The sequence below is a fragment of the Pedobacter sp. MC2016-24 genome (assembly GCF_015223055.1).
GTDB lineage: Bacteria > Bacteroidota > Bacteroidia > Sphingobacteriales > Sphingobacteriaceae > Pedobacter.
Genome location: NZ_JADFBX010000005.1, coordinates 323,169 through 342,982, shown reverse-complemented (window position 1 = coordinate 342,982; position 19,814 = coordinate 323,169). Strand labels below are relative to the sequence as shown.

At 41.2% G+C, this 19,814-nt stretch carries 14 protein-coding genes and 1 tRNA gene; 10 read left to right on the top strand and 5 right to left on the bottom strand.

The features are described 5' to 3' along the window. Nucleotides 1-70 precede the first annotated feature (70 nt). The 3 genes from pyk to IM797_RS14675 all read left to right on the top strand — a co-directional run bounded on the left by pyk (nucleotide 71) and on the right by IM797_RS14675 (nucleotide 2,684). Entirely contained in the window at nucleotides 71-1,501 is a 1,431-nt protein-coding gene (pyk, locus tag IM797_RS14685) for a pyruvate kinase (RefSeq protein ID WP_194127894.1), read from the top strand. 47 nt (nucleotides 1,502-1,548) lie between these two features. Then, nucleotides 1,549-1,636, top strand: a tRNA-Ser gene (locus IM797_RS14680). A gap of 352 nt (nucleotides 1,637-1,988) precedes the next feature. Continuing rightward, nucleotides 1,989-2,684: a LytTR family DNA-binding domain-containing protein gene (locus IM797_RS14675; protein ID WP_194127893.1), complete on the top strand. Its 696-nt coding sequence runs from the start codon at nucleotides 1,989-1,991 to the stop codon at nucleotides 2,682-2,684. Between the two features lie 70 nt (nucleotides 2,685-2,754). On the opposite strand, the gene IM797_RS14670 is transcribed toward IM797_RS14675, so the two are convergent. The 3 genes from IM797_RS14670 to IM797_RS14660 form a co-directional block, all read right to left on the bottom strand. Then, nucleotides 2,755-2,931 (bottom strand): hypothetical protein, encoded by a 177-nt coding sequence (locus IM797_RS14670; RefSeq protein ID WP_194127892.1) that lies wholly within the window; start codon nucleotides 2,929-2,931, stop codon nucleotides 2,755-2,757. A 137-nt stretch (nucleotides 2,932-3,068) separates the two neighbouring features. Further along, the gene (locus IM797_RS14665) at nucleotides 3,069-3,716 is read right to left on the bottom strand and encodes a porin family protein (protein ID WP_194127891.1); all 648 of its coding nucleotides are present in this window, start codon (nucleotides 3,714-3,716) and stop codon (nucleotides 3,069-3,071) included. 241 nt (nucleotides 3,717-3,957) lie between these two features. Further along, nucleotides 3,958-4,572: a porin family protein gene (locus tag IM797_RS14660; protein WP_194127890.1), complete on the bottom strand. Its 615-nt coding sequence runs from the start codon at nucleotides 4,570-4,572 to the stop codon at nucleotides 3,958-3,960. A 272-nt stretch (nucleotides 4,573-4,844) separates the two neighbouring features. Between IM797_RS14660 and IM797_RS14655 the strand changes: the two genes are divergently transcribed. Genes IM797_RS14655 through IM797_RS14645 form a run of 3 tightly spaced genes read left to right on the top strand, consistent with a single transcriptional unit; the run spans nucleotide 4,845 to nucleotide 8,003 of the window. After that, entirely contained in the window at nucleotides 4,845-6,551 is a 1,707-nt protein-coding gene (locus tag IM797_RS14655; RefSeq protein WP_194127889.1) for a glycoside hydrolase family 3 protein, read from the top strand. 9 nt (nucleotides 6,552-6,560) lie between these two features. Beyond that, a complete protein-coding gene (locus IM797_RS14650; protein ID WP_194127888.1) occupies nucleotides 6,561-7,217 on the top strand; it encodes a TatD family hydrolase in 657 nt (218 codons plus the stop codon). A gap of 3 nt (nucleotides 7,218-7,220) precedes the next feature. Further along, nucleotides 7,221-8,003, top strand: a complete 783-nt coding sequence (locus IM797_RS14645; RefSeq protein ID WP_194127887.1) for a ThiF family adenylyltransferase — start codon at nucleotides 7,221-7,223, stop codon at nucleotides 8,001-8,003. Between the two features lie 8 nt (nucleotides 8,004-8,011). On the opposite strand, the gene IM797_RS14640 is transcribed toward IM797_RS14645, so the two are convergent. Next, nucleotides 8,012-8,524: a thioredoxin family protein gene (locus IM797_RS14640; RefSeq protein ID WP_194127886.1), complete on the bottom strand. Its 513-nt coding sequence runs from the start codon at nucleotides 8,522-8,524 to the stop codon at nucleotides 8,012-8,014. A gap of 75 nt (nucleotides 8,525-8,599) precedes the next feature. On the opposite strand from IM797_RS14640, the gene IM797_RS14635 reads away from it, so the two are divergent. From IM797_RS14635 to IM797_RS14620, 4 genes are all read left to right on the top strand, one after another. Beyond that, nucleotides 8,600-11,827: an exodeoxyribonuclease V subunit beta gene (locus IM797_RS14635; protein ID WP_194127885.1), complete on the top strand. Its 3,228-nt coding sequence runs from the start codon at nucleotides 8,600-8,602 to the stop codon at nucleotides 11,825-11,827. Between the two features lie 3 nt (nucleotides 11,828-11,830). Beyond that, nucleotides 11,831-14,764: a PD-(D/E)XK nuclease family protein gene (locus IM797_RS14630; RefSeq protein WP_228098869.1), complete on the top strand. Its 2,934-nt coding sequence runs from the start codon at nucleotides 11,831-11,833 to the stop codon at nucleotides 14,762-14,764. Nucleotides 14,765-14,883: 119 nt separating this feature from the next. Next, nucleotides 14,884-15,870, top strand: coding sequence for a pyruvate dehydrogenase complex E1 component subunit beta (locus IM797_RS14625; protein WP_194127884.1), 987 nt, complete (start codon nucleotides 14,884-14,886; stop codon nucleotides 15,868-15,870). 182 nt (nucleotides 15,871-16,052) lie between these two features. Then, on the top strand, nucleotides 16,053-18,362 hold the full coding sequence (locus IM797_RS14620; RefSeq protein WP_194127883.1) for a Tex family protein: 2,310 nt from the start codon (nucleotides 16,053-16,055) through the stop codon (nucleotides 18,360-18,362). 30 nt (nucleotides 18,363-18,392) lie between these two features. Here IM797_RS14620 and IM797_RS14615 read toward each other — a convergent pair whose 3' ends face one another. Next, nucleotides 18,393-19,808 (bottom strand): RtcB family protein, encoded by a 1,416-nt coding sequence (locus tag IM797_RS14615; RefSeq protein WP_194127882.1) that lies wholly within the window; start codon nucleotides 19,806-19,808, stop codon nucleotides 18,393-18,395. Between the last annotated feature and the right edge of the window lie 6 nt (nucleotides 19,809-19,814).

The window sequence follows — 19,814 nt, the reverse complement described above, 5'->3', positions numbered from 1 at the left end:
ACAAACCGGCTAAATGGGGTCTTATCACTGGAAAACCTTGGCCGGCGAGCAAATAAATTAAAAGAATTCAATGAAACCATTTCATTCAAGAACAAAAATCGTAGCTACCTTAGGCCCTGCCTCAGCTAAACCTGAAGTTTTGTATAGCATGTTTAACGCCGGACTGGATGTTTGTCGTTTAAATTTCTCTCATGGTTCCCAGGCTGACCACCAGGAAGTACTGGATACCATCCGTGATATCAACAAAAAATACAATTACAATGTGGGTATTCTCGCAGATTTGCAGGGGCCTAAAATTAGGATTGGGATGGTTAAAGATGGTGGTATTCACCTGATTAATGGTAGTAAAACCGTCATCACCACTAAAGAGTGTATCGGTAGTGAAGAACGGATCTACATTACTTATGATACTTTTCCTAAGGATGTAAAAGCGGGCGAGATTATTCTATTGGATGATGGTAAGCTGCAAATGCGTGTATTGGAAACCAACCTTGTTGATGAAGTGGTTTGTGAAATTGTTCATGGTGGTATCCTGACTTCAAGAAAAGGAGTAAACCTGCCAAATACTAAAGTTTCTATTCCTTCGCTTACAATCGAAGATCGTAAAAATCTTGAATTTGTTCTCGAAAACGATGTAGAATGGATTGGTTTATCTTTTGTACGTAATGCTGAGGACATTATCGAATTGAAAGAAATCATCAAGCAAAGGGGTAAAACAGCTCGTGTAATTGCTAAGATTGAAAAACCAGAGGCTATTGCAAACATTGATGAAATTATCGCAGTTTCTGACGGGATCATGGTTGCCCGTGGAGATCTTGGTGTTGAGATGCCAATGGAAGAAGTTCCTTTGTTGCAAAAAATGATTGTTCAAAAGTGTCGTGCTGCATCTAAGCCAGTAATTATTGCAACACAAATGCTGGAAAGCATGATTACTACGCCTAGGCCTACACGTGCCGAAGTGAATGACGTAGCCAACTCTGTGTTGGATGGAGCTGATGCTGTGATGTTAAGTGGAGAGACATCGGTAGGAGAATTTCCTTTGATCGTAATCGAAACGATGCAAAAAATTATTCAAAACATCGAAACTAATAATTATCCATTTCACCCGGAGAAGTTCCTTAAACCAAAGTCGGATAGTTTTTTAAGCGATGCGATTTGTGATACAGCTTGCTTCTTATCTAAACAGACCAATGCTGTGGGTATTGTTTCCATGACATTAAGTGGATACACGGCGTTTGAGATCTCTAGCCACAGACCTAAAGCATTAACGTATATTTTTACCAGTAACAGGTCGTTACTCAATACGCTTAGTTTATTATGGGGCGTACAAGGCTTCTATTACGATAAGTTTGAAAGTACTGACGAAACCATACAAGATGTAAATAACCTGCTTAAAAAGCTTAAAATGGTTAAAAAAGGAGATGTGATTATCAACACGGCAGCAATACCAATGGAACATAAAGGAAAAACCAATATGTTAAAAATTACTGTTGTTGAATAATATTCCTTAGGATTCAAAAATTTTTCTACTTTTGCAATCCTAAAAACGGAGAGTTGTCCGAGTGGTCGAAGGAGCACGCCTGGAAAGTGTGTATACCCCAAAAGGGTATCGAGAGTTCGAATCTCTCACTCTCCGCAAACTTTTAAAAAAGGTTATAAGCCTGTAGAAATTACTTCTGCAGGCTTTTTTGTTCAAAATCATCAAGTATAGTCCGGAAATCTGAGCAAAACTCCTGGAAACATCAACATCTAATCGTTAGTGGCCTGCTTTGCTTAGGTTTGATCAGATAAATTAGGAGCTAAATTTTATTGTAAGGTGTAAATTTTCTTTTATTTTACATCGTTAACTGTACGGGCTACGTAAATAGGATGCGCGCAGATTAATATTTAATTGAACTGATCATTGAGGATTCTCCTGTTCAGTTTGTTCAATACTAAAATGTATTTGCTATATTCCCTAAATTAGAGCTTACTATTATAAAAGTAAAATGAACTGTTTGATTGTTGACGATAATTTAATTGCCCGTACCGTACTGAAGCAAATGGTCAGTATGGATCCTGATTTAGACCTGATTGGGGAGTGCGAGAATGCTGTCGAAGCTTACAGGATGGTGTTGGCCAATCCGATAGATGTCTTGTTTTTAGATGTCGAAATGCCCGGAATGAGCGGGATAGAATTGGTTCAAAGCCTGGAAGGCAGAAGGCCGATGATTATTTTTACTACAGGTACAACAGATTATGCTGCCGTTGCTTTTGATTTAAATGTGGTTGATTTTTTGATTAAGCCAATCGTACCTGCGCGTTTCCTGCAGGCTATTGAAAAGGCAAGAGAATTATACCGGAATAAAAATATAACCGTCGGAAATAAAGAGGATGAATTTATATTCATTCGTGATTCCTCCATCGTAAGGCGACTGAAAGTTAGCGATATTTTATATCTTGAGGCTAAGGGAGACTATGTGAAAATTAACGTTCCAAATCAGGTTTACAACATTCATTCCTCACTCAAGTCTGTGGAACAGAAATTGTCTCCAAACGTATTTTTAAGAGTACATCGGTCGTTCATTGTAAATGTCAGTAAAATAGATACAGTAGAAGGAGGTACATTGATTATAAACAATATGATGGTGCCTGTATCTGATGCATTTCGCGCAGCGTTAAACAAGCGGATGCAAATACTATAAACAAATAAAGCACCCCCTGGGGGATGCTTTATCTAGGTACAAGTCTTAGGAATACACACACCTATTTGGATTATTTATTTTCCCGCTTTCGCTGGTTGTCTTTGTTGGAGGTCTGATCAGAACGCTGACCACCACCATTGGTAATACCTTGCTGTTTTTTATCGTCCTTTACACTGTGATGTACTCGATCTGATGTTGGACGTCCCTGTTCAGCGGGGACCTGTTTTTGAAATGATTGATTTTTCATAGCAGTAATTTTTGGGATGATTAAATAGGGTTTTTTGATGATTAAATAAGTAACAACACTTAAATCAATATGTTTTAAAAAAAGCGAGCCCTGTACTGAATTTAGTACCGGGCTCGCTTTTCGTAGGTTATCAAAGCTTAGAAAGTATAACCCAATGATAAGGCAAAACCTCTGTTTTTCAACTTATCCTGATTTAAATCGTCCTTCATCGCCTTTTGAAAATCCATGCTATACCTCGCATTGACATTTATATTTGGGGTGACGCTATAGCCCAGACCAAAAGCTCCACCAGCAATAGATTTACTGAAATCTTTGGTACTGGTATTGTCAGAACCAACTTGATTACCATCTGCTTTAGTTACCGTTTTTTGTGCCAGTAAAAACGAAACTTGCGGACCTGCAAAAACGGTTAATTCTGGAGTTGCTTTGTAGCCGATCAATACCGGGATGTCCAAATAAGATACCCGGGTATCCACTTCATTATTTACCCCAACAATTGTTTGTTTCAATTTGCCTCCTTTTTGGGCGTAGTTAATCTCTGGCATAAAAGCAAAATTTCCACCCATTGGTAAATCCGCATAAATACCAGCCTGAAATCCAACTTTAGAATCAGTCGAGTAATCCTGACCTGCAAAGTTTAATTTACCCATATTCATCAAATTTGCCCCAGCTCTGATACCAAATCTCATTTGATCATTTGCTGCCCGTTGTGAAGTTTGTGCGTTGGCTTTGAAAGCTAAACTGCTTACAGTTAACCCCAAGCCGAGTATGAATAATTTTTTCATTTTTTTAGAATTTATTAGTTAAAAACTGGGATCTGTATGGTAATAACCATGCCAATTGTGAGCTTTTTCAAGTGATTTATTTCTTGATTTTGATGTTAAATGTCTGATTTTTAATGTTTTGTTGGCTTGATGTCTTAGTGGTTTTCTTTTGTAGTGTACAAGGTTACAAAGTGTCTTGAATCTGATACAACTTCATAAAAAAAGGCCGCAATTTGCGGCCTTCCAATACTGTATTTTGTTGTTAAAACTTCAAGCCAATACCTAAAGAAAACACTTGATTTTTAAATTCCGGAGTTTCTTTACTTCCATTTTCGTTGTTCTTCTGGAAATCCAAAGCATATCTTCCATGAATGTCAAATTGATCATTTACATCGTATCTGAAACCAATCAAACCACCAACAAGACTTTTCTTGAAGCGATCAGATTTATCTTCAACAATCTGTTGCTCTACCGTCCCGAAACCATTTTCAAATTTGTTTTTTGTCGATAGTAAAAATGAAACCTGAGGTCCGGCAACAAGATTTAATCCACTGCCGCCAATGTTAATGCTGGCCAAAATTGGAATATCAATAAAACTTGTCGTCTGGTTGAAATCGCCAAATGCGGTTTGGGCTTTATAACCCTTAGTCGAGTAAAGTACTTCAGGGGTAAAGGCGAGACCTTTGATTAGTCCGATATCTAAGGTTAGACCTACGTTAAATCCAGTGTTAACCTTGGTTTTAAAGTCATTATTTCCATCTCCTTTAATGATGTTCGGAAAGTTAATTCCGCCTTTGATCCCAAATCTTATTGGATCCTGTGCATTCGCAACTGTTGCTGCAAATAGGCCTATAGCCAAAATAATTATTTTTTTCATATGTGTTATGTTTAGGTCCTCTGTTGAAAGAAATGTGCCAGAATACTAAAAGTCTATTGAATTAGGCGAATTTATTGCTTAGTGGTGGTAGTTTGGCCTTTTCAATGCCATTCCCAATGTAGTTGGCCCTTATAAAATTAGCTTTTAAAAAGCTTAATTGTATTAAATTTGATACAATTAAGCTTGCCGGATGCTGGGAATGTTAAAAGCCTCTGTGATGATCTGAAGGAATATAATTTTATTAACTTTGAATTTTAACCAACCGTCACAAAATGAAATTCAGAACATTTTCAGTCCTTTCTATAATCTATTTGAGCTTACAAATACCAGCCCAGGCACAGCATAAAAGTTATCTGAAAACACTTGCGGAGCCGAACGCCTGGGTTGACTCTGTCTTTAACAGGTTAGGTAAACGTCAGAAAATAGCACAATTGTTTTTTGTAAGGGCACATACCAATTTTGGAAAAGCTTATGAAGATTCAGTTGCACTGGTCATCAAAAAAGAACGCCTGGGTGGTGTTGTATTCTTTCAGGGAGGACCTGGACGGCAAGCCATTTTAACCAATAAATATCAGAAATTGGCCAGGGTGCCATTGCTCATGACCTCGGATGGAGAGTGGGGCTTGGGTATGCGTCTGGACAGTACCGTCTCTTATCCTTACCAAATGGCCTTAGGTGCCGTTCAGAATACCGATTTGCTTTATAAAATGGGACTGGAAGTAGCCAAAGATTACAGGAGAATAGGAATGCATATGAATCTGGCTCCAGATGTAGACGTGAATAACAATCCTAAAAATCCGGTAATCAATTTCCGCTCCTTTGGAGAAAATAAATACAATGTGGCCACAAAAGCGGCAGCCTACATGAAAGGCATGCAAGAAGGAGGACTACTGGTTAGCATCAAACATTTTCCTGGTCATGGAGATACTGATGTGGATTCGCATTATGATCTGCCCCAGCTTAATTTTACCAAGGCACGGTTAGACAGTTTGGAGATCTATCCATTTAAACAGTTGATCAATGAGGGGGCAGCAGGTGTAATGATCGCTCACATGAATATTCCCGCTTTAGACAGTACACCCAATATGCCTTCTACATTGTCTAAGCCAATTGTGACTGGCATTTTAAAAGAAGAACTTGGTTTCAAAGGGATCGTCATCTCTGACGCGATGGGAATGGCTGGTGTCGTGAAAAACTTTAAAGATGGCGAAGCCGATGTGATGGGAATTATAGCTGGAAATGACATCATTGAATTATCAGAGAATAGCGCAAGGGCAATCAAATTGGTTCGTAAGGCTGTCCGATCGGGCCGCTTAACGATGGACCGTATAGATGAAAGCGTAAAAAAAATACTTACTGCAAAGTATTGGGCTGGCTTAAATCGCCGGGATACAATTGATACCCAAAATGTGGTGGCGGAGGTAAACCGGGCAGAAAGCTTATCCTTGCTGTCACAATTGGCCAATGCCGCTATGACAGTTTTAACAGGTAAGCAGCAGATTGCGCAGTTGAACGCAGAAAAGAGAACCATCATTATCAGTATCGGGACACCAAATGTGACTGTTTTCCAGCAGGAGCTCGGAAGTCATTATAAAAATGCCGTTTATTATACGTTGGATAAACTGGCCAATGCCAATGCCGTGGCTAAAGTTCTTAAAGGCATCCAGGATTTTGATCAGGTGATTATAGGAATTCATGATACCAGAACCCGTCCGGGTAATGGTATGGTGCTCAGTGCAGATTTGAAAATGTTTGTGAAAGATATGGCCCAGAAAAATGCGGTATTCGCTTTATTTGCAAATCCATATAATCTGGCTGCCCTTCCTGGTTTAGAGAATAGTAAAGGTTTGGTTGTGGCCTATCAGAAAGAAGACTTTATGCAAAAGGCTGCTGCCGAAGTGCTTAAAAATAAAGTGATTGCTACTGGGAAATTGCCTGTTACTGTAAATGGCTTTTTTAAATACGGCGACGGGCTTTAATACCGCATTGTGGAATATTTTGACATCCATACACATCGTGCCCAAAGAGAAACCGGAGTTACTGGTATTTTGAGCCTTTCGTTAACCGGGGATGCACCATTCGAAATTCCTGAAGATCAGCAGGTTTCCGTAGGTCTGCATCCCTGGTATGCAACCATCGGTAAATTGGAAGCAGATCTTTATCGACTGGAGCAAATCGCTGGTAGAAACAACGTCAAATTGATTGGAGAGTGTGGATTAGACAGGCTTAGGGGAGAAAAGCTGGAGCATCAATTGACCATCTTTAAGACGCAGTTAAGCCTGGCTCAGGCTTTATCTAAACCTGTAATTTTGCACTGCGTAAAGTGTTTTGATGAATTGATGACGGTTCAAAAAGAACTGAAGCTTAAAGTGCCCCTAATCGTCCATGGCTTTAACAAGCACCCTGAACTTGGACGGCAATTGCTCGCTAAAGGCTTTGAGCTATCTTTTGGTTCTGCCATATTGAATGCTGATTCAGGTGCAGCTCTGCTACTTCGAGAGCTCGACAGTTTCTTTCTGGAGACAGATGATGCCGATTGTAATATTCAGGAAATTTATCACGCGGCAGCAAATTTAAAAAAATGTACAATTGAGGAATTAAAAGCCCGTATTTTTGCCAATTGGAAAAAAATAAACCTCATTTAAAAAATGTCTGATTTAAACTGGTTATCGCGCTCAGCCTTACTGCTTGGTGATGAAGGAATCAATCTCCTGCAACAAAAACATGTGCTGGTGGTTGGGCTTGGTGGAGTAGGTTCTTTTGCTGCAGAATTTATCTGCCGTTCAGGAGTCGGGGAAATGACTATTGTAGATGGAGATGTGGTTGATCCAACCAATAGAAACCGGCAGTTGCCTGCTTTAGCTACCAATCATGGTGTAAGTAAGGCGGATATCATGGCCGAACGCTTATTGGCCATCAATCCCGAACTCAAGCTGCATGTGGTGAAGGATTTTTTAACCCCACAAAAGTGCCGCGAAATCATGGAACAACAATTTGACTACGTCATGGATTGTATCGACAGCCTTACACCTAAAGTAATCTTACTGTCTAAGGCCCTGGAAAAAAATGTGCCCATTGTAAGTTCTATGGGAGCTGGTGGTAAACTGGACCCTACACAGCTTAAAGTAGCCACATTGCCCAATACTTACCAGTGTGGCTTAGCCTTATATGTACGAAAGCGCTTGAAAAGACATGAGAACTACACACAGATCAAGGCCGTGTTTTCAACAGAAGAAGAGCTTAAGGATTCCCTGGTAATGACAGATGGTAGCAATTTTAAGCGTTCGGCCTATGGTACGGTTTCTTATTTGCCTGCTGCCTTCGGTGGAACTTGTGCTTCGGTTGTAATCCGGGACTTGTTAGGCGAGCCTATAGCTATGGCCGAAAGGCCCCCAAGGATCGCTATAAAAAAGAAAAAGAAGGCTGTTTAAGTCTGCTGTTAATACTTGTTGTTCTCTGGTTTTACCGCTGCTGCAGTCCAGCCTTTCAGAAAGTCCATCACCAGTTTTACACTGTGCCCTTTTCCTTCTTCCAGGTAGGCCGAGTTTTGGATGTGCAGTACTTTTCCATTGCCGTCAAGAACTACAAACACCGGGAAGCCAAAACGTCCGGGATAACCTAAGCTTGCCATTACCGCCGCATTCTTGTTCTCCTGACTGTAATTTACCAGTACGGTTTCATAGTTCTCGTTCAGGTAATTTTTAAGTTCCGGCGTGCTGTCTACCAGGTTGTGAAAAGCGATACACCAGCCACACCAATTTCCACCAACCTGGATAAACACATGTTTACCTGCTTTTTTTGCTTTGGCTACAGCAACATCGATATCAGCCTTGGCATCTGCATTTGGATTGTAGAGGTGTACGGCTTCTTTTTTTGCTGCGGGTTTCTCCTGCGAAAATGCAGCGGATGAGACCATTAAACAAGCTATAGCTACTAAAACTAATTTCTTCATCTTTGGGAAATTTATATACAATTTTAAGAATTTATTAGACAAGGATTGTAATGTAATTATAATGATATTTACCTAATGCTTTTACAACCACTAAAAATATTACAAGCATCAGCGGGATCAGGAAAAACCTTCAGTCTAACCGCCCATTACTTAACTCTTTTGTTGTCTGCTGAAACAAAATACCGGGAAATTCTGGCTGTAACTTTTACCAATAAGGCAACTGAAGAAATGAAGAGCCGAATTATGGAAGTGCTTAAAGGTTTTGCAGAAGGCGATCCTTCCAAAAAGATTGATGCTTACCGGTTAATTGTGCTCAAAGCACATCCAGACCTAAACGCAGCGAGTTTAAAAGATAAATCTGATCGGATTTATCGTAAAATTCTACACGATTATAGCCGGTTTTCTGTAAGTACGATTGATGGCTTTGTCCAAAAAGTGATCCGTGGTTTTGCTTTTGAACTGGGATTAGATACCGGTTATGGTTTGGAAATGAACTATGATAAAGTTAAAAATGAACTTGCACAGCGATTGGATAAAGCACTCGATAAAAATCCAATTTTATTACAATGGATCATAGATCTGGCATTAGACCGCATCAACAATAACCTGAGCTGGAACTACAAAAGGGAGCTTATTGATCTGACCAACGAAATTTTTAAAGAAAGATACCAACCATTTGAGCAGGCCATCAAGGAACTTGGTGAGGCCACCGATCTGGATACCTTATTTAAAGATTACAACAAAATCACACGGCTCGGCATTGAGGCTTTTGAATTGAGCATAACCGACCTGGCAACCCAGGCGTTGGAGATATTTCAGGTTGAAGGAATAGATCCGGCCAGCCTGAAAGGTAAGTCGCGCTCACCTTTAAATAACCTGACTAAAATAGCCGACGGAGACCTGACGAAGATCAGTAGCCTGGAAAAATTAGTAGACCAGCCAGAGGAATGGTTTCAAAAAGGTAGCGACACCAGCGCTTATACAGAGTTAAATCCTGTAATTTCCAAACTGGTCAATACTTATAAAGATGGTCTGTCTGCTTATGTACTGGCTTTGGCATTTAATAAAAACCTGTATTACCTACGTTTGATGCAGGAAATGGCCAATCTGCTGAAAGAATATCGAAACGAAAGTCCGAATTTGCTAATCAGTGATGCGCAAACTTTACTTAAAGGAATTACCGATGATGCCAATGACAATCCCTCTTTTATATGGGAAAAAATGGGTAATCGTTATCGTAATTTCCTCTTTGACGAGTTTCAGGATACCTCGGCCAACCAGTGGGGGAGCTTTAGGTCGTTACTGACCAACGCAATGGCGTCACCAAGTGGAAAATTGATCGACCATTTGATTGTTGGTGATACCAAACAATCCATTTACCGCTGGAGAAACGGAGATTGGAATATTTTGCATCAGCAAGCTAAACTGGATGTACAAGCGCACAACGTTATAGACGATAGTCTGGAAGAAAACTACCGCAGCACGGTCAATATCATTGAGTTCAATAACCGCTTGTTTAAGCAGTTGCCAGAAAAAATGCAAAACTACCTGAACGGGGTTATTGCAGAACAGGACGTTAAACCTGTTAGCGATTGGTGGCAGCAAAAAGGGTTTAACCATATCGTAACCGATGTTTACCAGGAAGCAGAACAGAAAACTACCCCTTTCACTTTAGCCGGTGGAACCATTAGTCTGAACGTATTCAAAGAAGATGAAGAAGGCAATACCCTAACAAAAACGAGCTTCAGAGATCTTGCTTTGGAAAAGATGATCCTGGAAATAGATCAATTGATCCAGGTGAAAAGATATAAGGCCCAGGACATTTGTGTGTTGGTGCGCTCCAATTCTGAGGCTGTGGCAACGGTTGAAAAATTGATGGACAGGGGCATTGATGTCATTTCTGGCGAAGCACTTTTGCTCAGCAACAATAACGCAATAAAACTCATTTTGAACACCTTGCAGGTAATGGGCGGGCTGACAGAAAATACCGCCTTATTCAAAGCCAATTGTATCAGTTTATATGCAAAGTTACAAGGACGGTTGCCCGAGCCACATCATTATTTTTCTCTTCAACATAAAACACTTGCCCAGCTGGCTGATTTGCTACCTGCGACGCTTTGTGAACAGTGGCAAAGTTGGATGCAGCAACCGCTACCAGCCTTATTGGAGAAAATCATTGCTGCTTATGGCTTAAACGAAGAGGCCAATGTGGGGCATTTGCCTTACTTGTTGGCCTTGCGCGATTTGATGGGCAGCTTTGCATTGTTAGGTGAAAGAGGTATCGCAGCTTTCCTAAGGTACTGGGATGAAGAGGGCGGAAGAAGAACATTACCCTCGTCTGAAAATACCGATGCCGTACAGGTCATCACCATTCATAAGTCTAAAGGTTTGGCTTTTAGAGCCGTACTTTTACCATTTTGCAACTGGGACATCAATGGCAAAACAAATGGTGTTTTCTGGGTGCCAGCTACCGATACTCCATATCATCACCTGCAAAGCATCCCTTTAAAATACAGTAAAGACCTGGGACGTTCCAGTGTAGCCAAAGCCTATTTTGAGGAGCTTTTGTACAACAATATGGATGCCTTAAACATGCTTTACGTGGCTACAACACGATCAAAGGAGTATTTATACCTCAGCACCATGGGCAAAAAAACAGATACCATTACCAATATTGGCGATTTGTTGTGTAAAGTCTTTGCAGACGAGATACTGGCAGATGGTAGCTATCTGATCGATGAACCTGTACAACAGGAACCCGAAAAAGATCGGAAGCCAAATGAGGTGGAAATGAAATGTTACCCCGTATCAAACCGCTTAAGTCAGGTTTTTGATGCCAGTTTGAAACGTAAGGATATTGATTTGCTAACGGGCGAAAGTGCTGGAAGAATCGGAACCATATTGCATGAAGTATTGGCCCAGGTAAATCAGGTAGATGAAATTGCCTCTGTATTGCAAAACTTATTGCTGGATGGCGTATTTAAGGTGGAAGAACTGGCTGATTTACAAAAACGTGCTGAATCTGTTTTACAAAACCCTGCACTTCAGAAAATTTTGCAAAAAGCAGAACACAGTTTAAATGAGCGTAGTATTATAGATATTCATGGTAAAAGTTATCGACCGGACAAGGTACTGGTTAATGGCAATGCTGTGATCGTGATCGATTATAAGTTTACTTTGCAGGAAAGTGATAAACACATTGAACAGGTGAGTCATTACCGGGATTTACTTTTAGCTATGGGCTATACCGATGTGAAAACCTATTTGTTTTACGCGGTTACAGGACAATTAAAATTAGTGTAGGGGATGGAAATGAAGAATAAGGGATTAAATGGCATGAAACCATTTTTACAAGAAGTTGCGGAAGATCTGGTATCCAGATTTGGTTCTGATCTTCAACATGCGGCTATCGTATTTAACAATAAAAGGCCGGTGGCCTATTTGCAGAATCACCTGGCAAAAGTTATCGGGAAACCTTTCTGGAGTCCGGCTTTTTTTACTATACAGGAGTTTTTCGCGGCCTCATCGGATTTGAAGATTGCAGATGCCTTCACCCAGTTTTTTACCCTTTACCGGGAATACAATAAGCTGGTTTTTAAAGACGCAGAAGGCCCGATCGAGCCGGCGAAGTTTTACCCAATTGCTAGAATCATCCTGAGTGATTTTGCCCAGATCGACAACGACCTCGTTGATGCAGATCGATTGTTCCGGCAATTGGAGGATTTCGCAGAGATCGACTATCAGTTCGACTACCTCAGTGAAGAACAGCAGGAGTTTTTGAAAGGATTCTGGAGTTCGTATTCCGAAGGAAAGCAAAAAAAACAGCAGGAACAGTTTATCAAAATGTGGAAACGCATGCCTGAACTTTATAAGGCTTATCACCTGGCCTTAAAAAAAGTAGGTTTAACTACAATGGGGCATGTGTACCGGCAGTTGGCAGAAAACAACAGCAGCGCAGCACAATTTACCGCGCCGTTTAAAGATGGGAAGCTTGTTTTTGTAGGTTTTAATGCTTTAACAAGAGCTGAAGCTGTTGCTTTTAAACGCTGGCAGGATGCTGAAAAGGCCATTTTTTACTTTGATGTCGACCGTTATTACTTGGATGATCCTTTACAAGAAGCCGGCCTGTTTCTCCGTCAGAATTTGCAAAAAACAGGATTGATCAATGCTTTAGGTACAGTACCGGATTTAATTAAGTCGCGGCCCAAAACAATCAACGTCTATAAAACCCAGGGTCAGGTTGCTCAGGCAAAAATACTCAGCACTGCATTGGAAAGTAAATATGATTTACTTAAAGATACCGATAATGCAGGTAAAATCGCGTTGATTCTGGCCGATGAAAGTTTGTTGTTGCCCGTGCTTCAAACGATTCCTACGCATTACCGGGATGGCGATCAATTCAGACCGATCCATGTCAATGTCACTATGGGGTATCCCTTGGTGGCTTCCTCTATATTTGGTTTAGCCGACCTCTGGCTCAGTGTGCAGGCGCAAGTTATTCAGGGAGAAAAGGATACGGTGTATCATCATGAAGTGGAGGCTTTTCTGTCTCATCCATTAACAGGTGTGAGTGAGCAGTTGCGGACTAAAGTTCAACAAAGCTTGTTGGCTGAGCAATTGGCTGAGGTGCCTTTATCCAGGTTACAGCGTCAAAAAGGATTGCTTGGCTTATTTTTCAGCAAGGTTACCAGTAGTATAGAAGCTACAGGAACCCTGCAGGCCATTTTTAAACATGTGTTGGAACAACAACTGGCTGATAAAACACTACGTCAAACTGAAGCAGATCTATTTATCAATACCATTAAAGAGCTTAATCGTTTACACGATGCTTTAGCCGGGCATCTGCCCAAGCAAAATAGTGCTAAAGAGCTCGCATTTGTATTGTCCCTTATTCAGAAGGCCGTTCAAGGCATTGCCGTGCCGCTCAGTGGCGAGCCTTTACAAGGCATCCAGGTGATGGGATTGTTGGAAAGCCGGAACCTTGATTTTGAACGGGTTTATATTTTAGGGGTTAATGAAGGACTCCTGCCACAAACTAATGTAAATCCTAGCTTTATTCCCGATAGCATCCGCAGGGCCTACGGATTGCCTGTTCTGGAAAACCAGGATGCCATTTCTGCCTATATGTTTTACCGGTTGTTGCAGCGATCCAATGAAGTAAGCCTGGTTTATAATGCGCAGGCAGATGATACCAATACCGGCGAACCTACCCGCTTTTTAAGGCAATTGGAATATGAAAGCGGGTATACCTTCAATTACCTGGAGCATAAACAACACATTACTACCGAAAAGAAACAGCCCGTGCTCATCCCCAAAGATGAAAAGGTAATGGCTGTGCTGAATAATTACCTCACCGGAAAATCTGCTTTATCAGCTTCGGCTTTAACAGCTTATGTGAATTGTCCGCTTCAGTTTTTCTATAAATATGTGGCTAAGATAGATGAACCCAAAGAAATATCGGAAAATCTGGAAGCCAACTACATCGGCTCCATGCTCCATTATGTACTGGAAACTTTTTATGGAGAACTGAAAGCTACAGATCCGGAAATGACTAAAGATCGTATTGTGGAACATCGTAAAACCATTCCTGCATTGGCGATCAGGGCTTTTTCTCAGGTTATGTTTGAAAATGAGCAATTGCAGATCATGCACAATGGGATGCAAAAAGTCGTGTTGGCCATTGTAGAGGAGTATGCCAACTTAATTTTAGACCATGATGAAAAAGAAGCGCCTTTTGAGATTCTGGCCCTGGAACAAAGAGACCACATTACCTTTAAGTTTGAAGTAAATGGTATAGAGAAACAAGTATCCCTGCACGGAATCATAGACCGGATCGATTTAAAAAATGGAATAACCCGTATTGTAGATTATAAAACAGGTAGCGACGTGCTTCGCTACAGCAATCTGGCCGATGTATTTGATACCAATGGTAACAAGCAGAATAAAGCCCTGATCCAGACACTTTTTTACACCTATGTTTTTGAAAAGGCGAATGGCAAACAGTTCGTAGAACCCAATCTTTATAGTACCAGGAACATGCGTAAAGAGGGCACCTTTTTTATGGAAGGCAAAGAGAAAACGAAATTAAACGGAGAGAAGCTGGAAAGCATAAAAGCAGAGTTTTTGACTTTCTTAAGTGCCAGACTTGCTGAACTTTTTGATGAAAATATTCCTTTTGTGCCTACGCAAAACGAATCGAATTTTATGTATTCACCATATCTGACCTTATGTGGAGTGTAAATAATCTGAAATCAAGTTTTTTATTTGGCCTTCCCGACAATACAAAGTGTAATCAAAACACTACTTTATAATTGCATTACAATACTTATATTTGCCCGTAGTTAATATTTGAATATACAATGAGAGAGATTCAATTCAGAGAAGCTTTGCGTGAAGCCTTAAGCGAAGAAATGCGTAAAAACGAAAACGTCTTTTTAATGGGCGAGGAAGTTGCGCAATACAATGGTGCCTATAAAGTGAGTCAGGGTATGTTGGATGAGTTCGGCGATAAACGCGTCATCGATACACCTATTGCTGAGTTGGGTTTTGCCGGTATCGGTATTGGTGCTGCAATGAACGGGTTAATTCCGATCATTGAGTTCATGACTTTTAACTTCTCTCTGGTTGCTATAGATCAGATCATTAACGGTGCTGCTAAGATTTTATCAATGAGCGGTGGCCAGTTTTCAGTTCCGGCGGTATTCCGTGGGCCAACTGGTAACGCAGGTCAGCTAGGTGCGCAGCACTCTCAAAACTTTGAGAACTGGTATGCCAACTGTCCGGGTTTAAAAGTGGTTGTTCCTTCTACACCATACGAAGCAAAGGGATTGTTGAAACAAGCGATCCTTGATCCGGATCCAGTGATTTTCATGGAATCTGAAGTAATGTACGGAGATAAAGGCGAAGTTCCTGAAGGTGAGTACTACATTGAAATCGGTAAAGCAAACGTAGTTAAACAAGGTACTGATGTAACAATTGTTACTTTCGGTAAAATGTTAACCCGCGTAGTAAACCCGGCAGTAGAAGAACTGGAAAAAGAAGGAATTAGTGTAGAAGTGATTGATTTACGTACAGTACGCCCAATCGATTATGCTACAGTAATTGAATCTGTGAAGAAAACAAATCGTTTGGTAGTTGTTGAAGAGGCGTGGCCATTGGCATCTATCTCTTCTGAAATTGCCTTCAACGTGCAGAAAAATGCATTCGATTATTTAGATGCTCCGGTATTGCGTATCACTTGTGCTGATGTTCCTTTACCTTACGCGCCAACACTGATTGCAGCTAGTTTGCCAAATGCAGAGCGTGTAATTAAAGCGGTAAAAGAAGTAATGTACGTTAGAAAATAATAAGTAAAGGCCTTTGTCTTTCACAATAAAGCCCATCAGGATCTCCTGTTGGGCTTTTTTTGTGCACTTGATTGTATCTTAATCCTTACAACCCACACTTAACATTTTATTTATTTGAGGATGTCAATAGTTAGAATTAATTTTGGCGCCAATTGTACGTTAGGTTACCAAACAGAAATTAAATGAGCAATCATTCAAAAATCATTGCTGCTGAGCTGGCAGTTGCAGAAAAGCAGGTTATAGCTACTATTGAATTACTGGATGAAGGGGCTACAGTTCCTTTTATTTCACGTTACCGGAAAGAAGTAACCGGTAGTCTGGATGAAGTTCAGGTGGCTGCAATCCGTGATCGGTTTCAGCAATTGAGAGACTTGGACAAACGCAGGGAAGCCATTCTAAAAGCGCTGTCCGCTTTGGATAAACTGACCCCTGAACTGGAAAGCCAGATCAATGCTGCAGAGAACATCGCAACCATTGAGGACATTTATTTGCCTTATAAACCCAAACGTAAAACAAGGGCGTCTGAAGCACGCAAAAAAGGACTAGAGCCACTGGCTTTGCAAATCCTGGAACAAACTAAAGGAGATCCTGAAACAGAAGCTATGCGCTTTTTAAATGAAGAACTTGGTGTGAAGTCTGCGGAAGATGCTTTGGCTGGTGCAAGAGATATCATTGCAGAAATTGTAAATGAAAGCGTAGAGGCCAGAACAGCCATGCGGAATTATTATCAGCAAAAGGCTGTATTTAAGTCTGCAGTGATTAAAGGTAAAGAAGAAGAAGGAATCAAATACAAAGATTACTTTGACTGGAATGAGCCGCTAAAAAATGCCCCGTCGCATCGTGTGCTAGCTATGCGCAGAGGTGAAAATGAAGAGATATTAAAACTTGCCGCTGCTCCTGAAGAGGAGGGTGCTATTGCTATCCTGGAACGCCAGTTTGTAAAAGGCAACAATGCTTTTTCCAATCAGGTTCAGCTGGCTGTGCACGACAGCTATAAAAGGCTACTTGGCCCTGCCATGGAAACAGAAATACGTAGTGTTTCTAAAGAAAAAGCAGATGAGGAAGCGATCCGTGTGTTTGCAGAAAATGCACGACAATTGCTATTGGCTGCCCCAATGGGACAAAAAAATGTGCTGGCCATTGACCCGGGTTTCCGTACCGGATGTAAAGTTGTATGCCTGGACCGACAAGGAAAATTGCTGGAAAACGCAACCATATTTCCGCATACCGGACAAGGCAATGTGAAAAAAGCAGCTGATAAAGTAGCCGAACTCTGCAAAAAGCATGAAATAGAGGCCGTTGCCATTGGTAATGGTACTGCCGGAAGAGAAACAGAAGTATTTGTGCGTGGTTTAAATCTACCTGGTGTTGTAGTGGTGATGGTGAACGAGAACGGAGCCTCTATCTATTCTGCCTCTGAAGTTGCCCGTGAAGAATTCCCTACACAGGATATTACAGTTCGTGGAGCTGTTTCCATCGGTCGGAGATTAATGGATCCATTGGCTGAATTGGTGAAAATCGATCCAAAATCTATTGGCGTTGGACAATACCAGCATGATGTTGACCAGACTAAATTACAGGCCTCATTGGATGATACCGTGATGAGTTGTGTAAACGCAGTTGGGGTAGAGCTCAATACGGCTTCTAAACAGGTTTTGGCTTATGTATCTGGTCTTGGTCCGCAATTGGCACAAAATATTGTCAGCTACCGAAATGAGCATGGTGCTTTTAAAAATCGTGAAAGTTTGAAGAAAGTTCCTCGATTAGGCGATAAAGCTTTTGAACAGGCGGCAGGCTTTTTAAGGATCAGAGATGCCGAGGCAGCATTAGATGCCAGTGGCGTACACCCGGAGCGTTATGCTTTGGTTCATAAAATGGCCAGAGATTTAAATTGCAGTGTCAATCAACTGATGAAAGATCCTGCTTTGCAAAAACAGATCCAACCTCAACAATATATCAATGATGAGATTGGTTTGCCCACTTTGAACGATATTTTAGCCGAGTTGGCGAAGCCAGGAAGAGATCCGCGTGAACAGTTCGAGGTGTTTAGCTTTACCGATGGCATTAATGAAATTGCCGACCTGAAAATCGGGATGAAATTGCCAGGTATTGTAACCAACATTACCAACTTTGGTGCTTTTGTTGATATTGGTGTGCACCAGGATGGTTTAGTACATACCAGTCAGATCTCTGATAAGTTTGTTGCCAATGCAAATGATGTTGTTAAAGTGGCGCAAAAGGTAGAGGTGACCGTGGTAGAAGTAGATGTAGCACGTAAGCGTATTTCGCTGTCGATGAAGAAAGAACAGGGCGCCAGACCGAAGGAGCAAAAAAGAAATCATGACGGAGCTAAAAAAGCAGCTAGACCTGCAAAAGCAGATCAGCAACGCAGGCCGGCTTCAAATGGTCATAAAGGTGGGCAGAAAGAAAAAGCAAACCCTGAAGGTGATTTACAATTGAAACTGGAAGCATTAAAAAATATGTTTAAATAACAAAAAAGGAGCTGAAAGGCTCCTTTTTTGTTAGTCTTCCCGACTGCCGTCATCGGCCATTCTTACCATTTTAGGTGTGAATTTAGCCACCACGTCAATCAGGTCTTTTTGTGCTTCCATGACCAGGTTGATGTCTTTATAGGCCATAGGGGCTTCGTCCAGACCAGCCCCGATCAGGGTCACGTTATGGTTTTTCAGTACAGCCCGCATTTCATCTTTAGTGATGTTTTTAATCGCCTTTGAACGACTCATTTGCCTTCCGGCACCATGTGAGGCCGAGTTGATTGCGTCAGCAACCCCTTTACCTCTAACCAGGAATCCCGGTGCAGTCATTGAACCTGGTATAATCCCCATTACGCCTTTTGCCGCCGGCGTAGCTCCTTTTCTATGGACAATAACCTCTTCGCCATTCCAGGTTTCCTTCCAGGCAAAATTATGGTGGTTTTCAACCTTGGCCAATACCTCAGCACCTACAGCCTTGCTTAATTTATTGTGGATGATCTCATGGCAGGCGGATGCGTAATCCCCGGCCAGGTTCATCGCTAGCCAATACTCCTGACCGGCTTCAGCGTTCAAATTCAAATAAGCAAGGTTGGCAGCTTCCGGGGGCAGTTTACAGTTTTCTTTAGCCAATTTGGTATAATAACCGGCTAATGTGGCGCCCAGTCCACGTGATCCGGAATGGGTAAGCAAAGCCAGATAGCTACCTTTTTCAATGTTCAAAACTTCATCTTTTTGCTCAAACTCAATAATTCCCCATTCTGCAAAGTGGTTCCCTCCACCAGAGCTCCCCAGTTGTGAGTAAGCTTTATCGTGCAGGTTCTTGATAAAAGGGGTCAAATTAAATTCATCCCTATCCAAAACCTCATGGTCGGATTTGTACCGTCCGTGAAATCCATGTCCGGCACCAAACTTAGTATGTGCAATCAGTTCTCTTTTAAATTTAGCCTCATTTTCATAAAAATGAGTGGGCGTAATGTCAAATACAGACAATGCCATTCGACAACCGATGTCAACACCTACACCATATGGAATAATTGCATTACGGGTAGCTAAAACACCGCCAATTGGTAAACCATAACCTTGGTGTGCATCTGGCATCAAAGCACCTGCTGCGGTAACTGGTAGTCGCATGGCCACGTCCATTTGTTTTCTTGCACCTTCTTCAATGTGTGCTGCTCCATATAAAGTATACGGGAGGGCATTTTCCCTCAATGCCATTAGAGGCTCAACCTGGTTCTCCGCTATTATTTCTGTCGCCAGTACTTTTAAAACGACATCATTTATATAATCTTCAGGATTTTCTTTTACCGTTTTAAGTAACACTTTAATCTCTTCAATTGACAGTTCTGATAGGTGTTCTGTAGCTGCCAAAGCAATTCCTAGTATTTTTCCTGGAGTATAACCTGCTTCCAGCAGATCATTTCCGTTTATTCTTGTTTTCATTGTTCT

Excerpts from the sequence above, each read along its gene's own strand:
- pyk (WP_194127894.1), top strand. The coding sequence starts at position 71 with ATGAAACCATTTCATTCAAGAACAAAAATCGTAGCTACCTTAGGCCCT.
- IM797_RS14675 (WP_194127893.1), top strand. The coding sequence starts at position 1,989 with ATGAACTGTTTGATTGTTGACGATAATTTAATTGCCCGTACCGTACTG.
- IM797_RS14670 (WP_194127892.1), bottom strand. The coding sequence starts at position 2,931 with ATGAAAAATCAATCATTTCAAAAACAGGTCCCCGCTGAACAGGGACGT.
- IM797_RS14665 (WP_194127891.1), bottom strand. The coding sequence starts at position 3,716 with ATGAAAAAATTATTCATACTCGGCTTGGGGTTAACTGTAAGCAGTTTA.
- IM797_RS14660 (WP_194127890.1), bottom strand. The coding sequence starts at position 4,572 with ATGAAAAAAATAATTATTTTGGCTATAGGCCTATTTGCAGCAACAGTT.
- IM797_RS14655 (WP_194127889.1), top strand. The coding sequence starts at position 4,845 with ATGAAATTCAGAACATTTTCAGTCCTTTCTATAATCTATTTGAGCTTA.
- IM797_RS14645 (WP_194127887.1), top strand. The coding sequence starts at position 7,221 with ATGTCTGATTTAAACTGGTTATCGCGCTCAGCCTTACTGCTTGGTGAT.
- IM797_RS14640 (WP_194127886.1), bottom strand. The coding sequence starts at position 8,524 with ATGAAGAAATTAGTTTTAGTAGCTATAGCTTGTTTAATGGTCTCATCC.
- IM797_RS14635 (WP_194127885.1), top strand. The coding sequence starts at position 8,600 with ATGCTTTTACAACCACTAAAAATATTACAAGCATCAGCGGGATCAGGA.
- IM797_RS14630 (WP_228098869.1), top strand. The coding sequence starts at position 11,831 with ATGGAAATGAAGAATAAGGGATTAAATGGCATGAAACCATTTTTACAA.
- IM797_RS14625 (WP_194127884.1), top strand. The coding sequence starts at position 14,884 with ATGAGAGAGATTCAATTCAGAGAAGCTTTGCGTGAAGCCTTAAGCGAA.
- IM797_RS14620 (WP_194127883.1), top strand. The coding sequence starts at position 16,053 with ATGAGCAATCATTCAAAAATCATTGCTGCTGAGCTGGCAGTTGCAGAA.
- IM797_RS14615 (WP_194127882.1), bottom strand. The coding sequence starts at position 19,808 with ATGAAAACAAGAATAAACGGAAATGATCTGCTGGAAGCAGGTTATACT.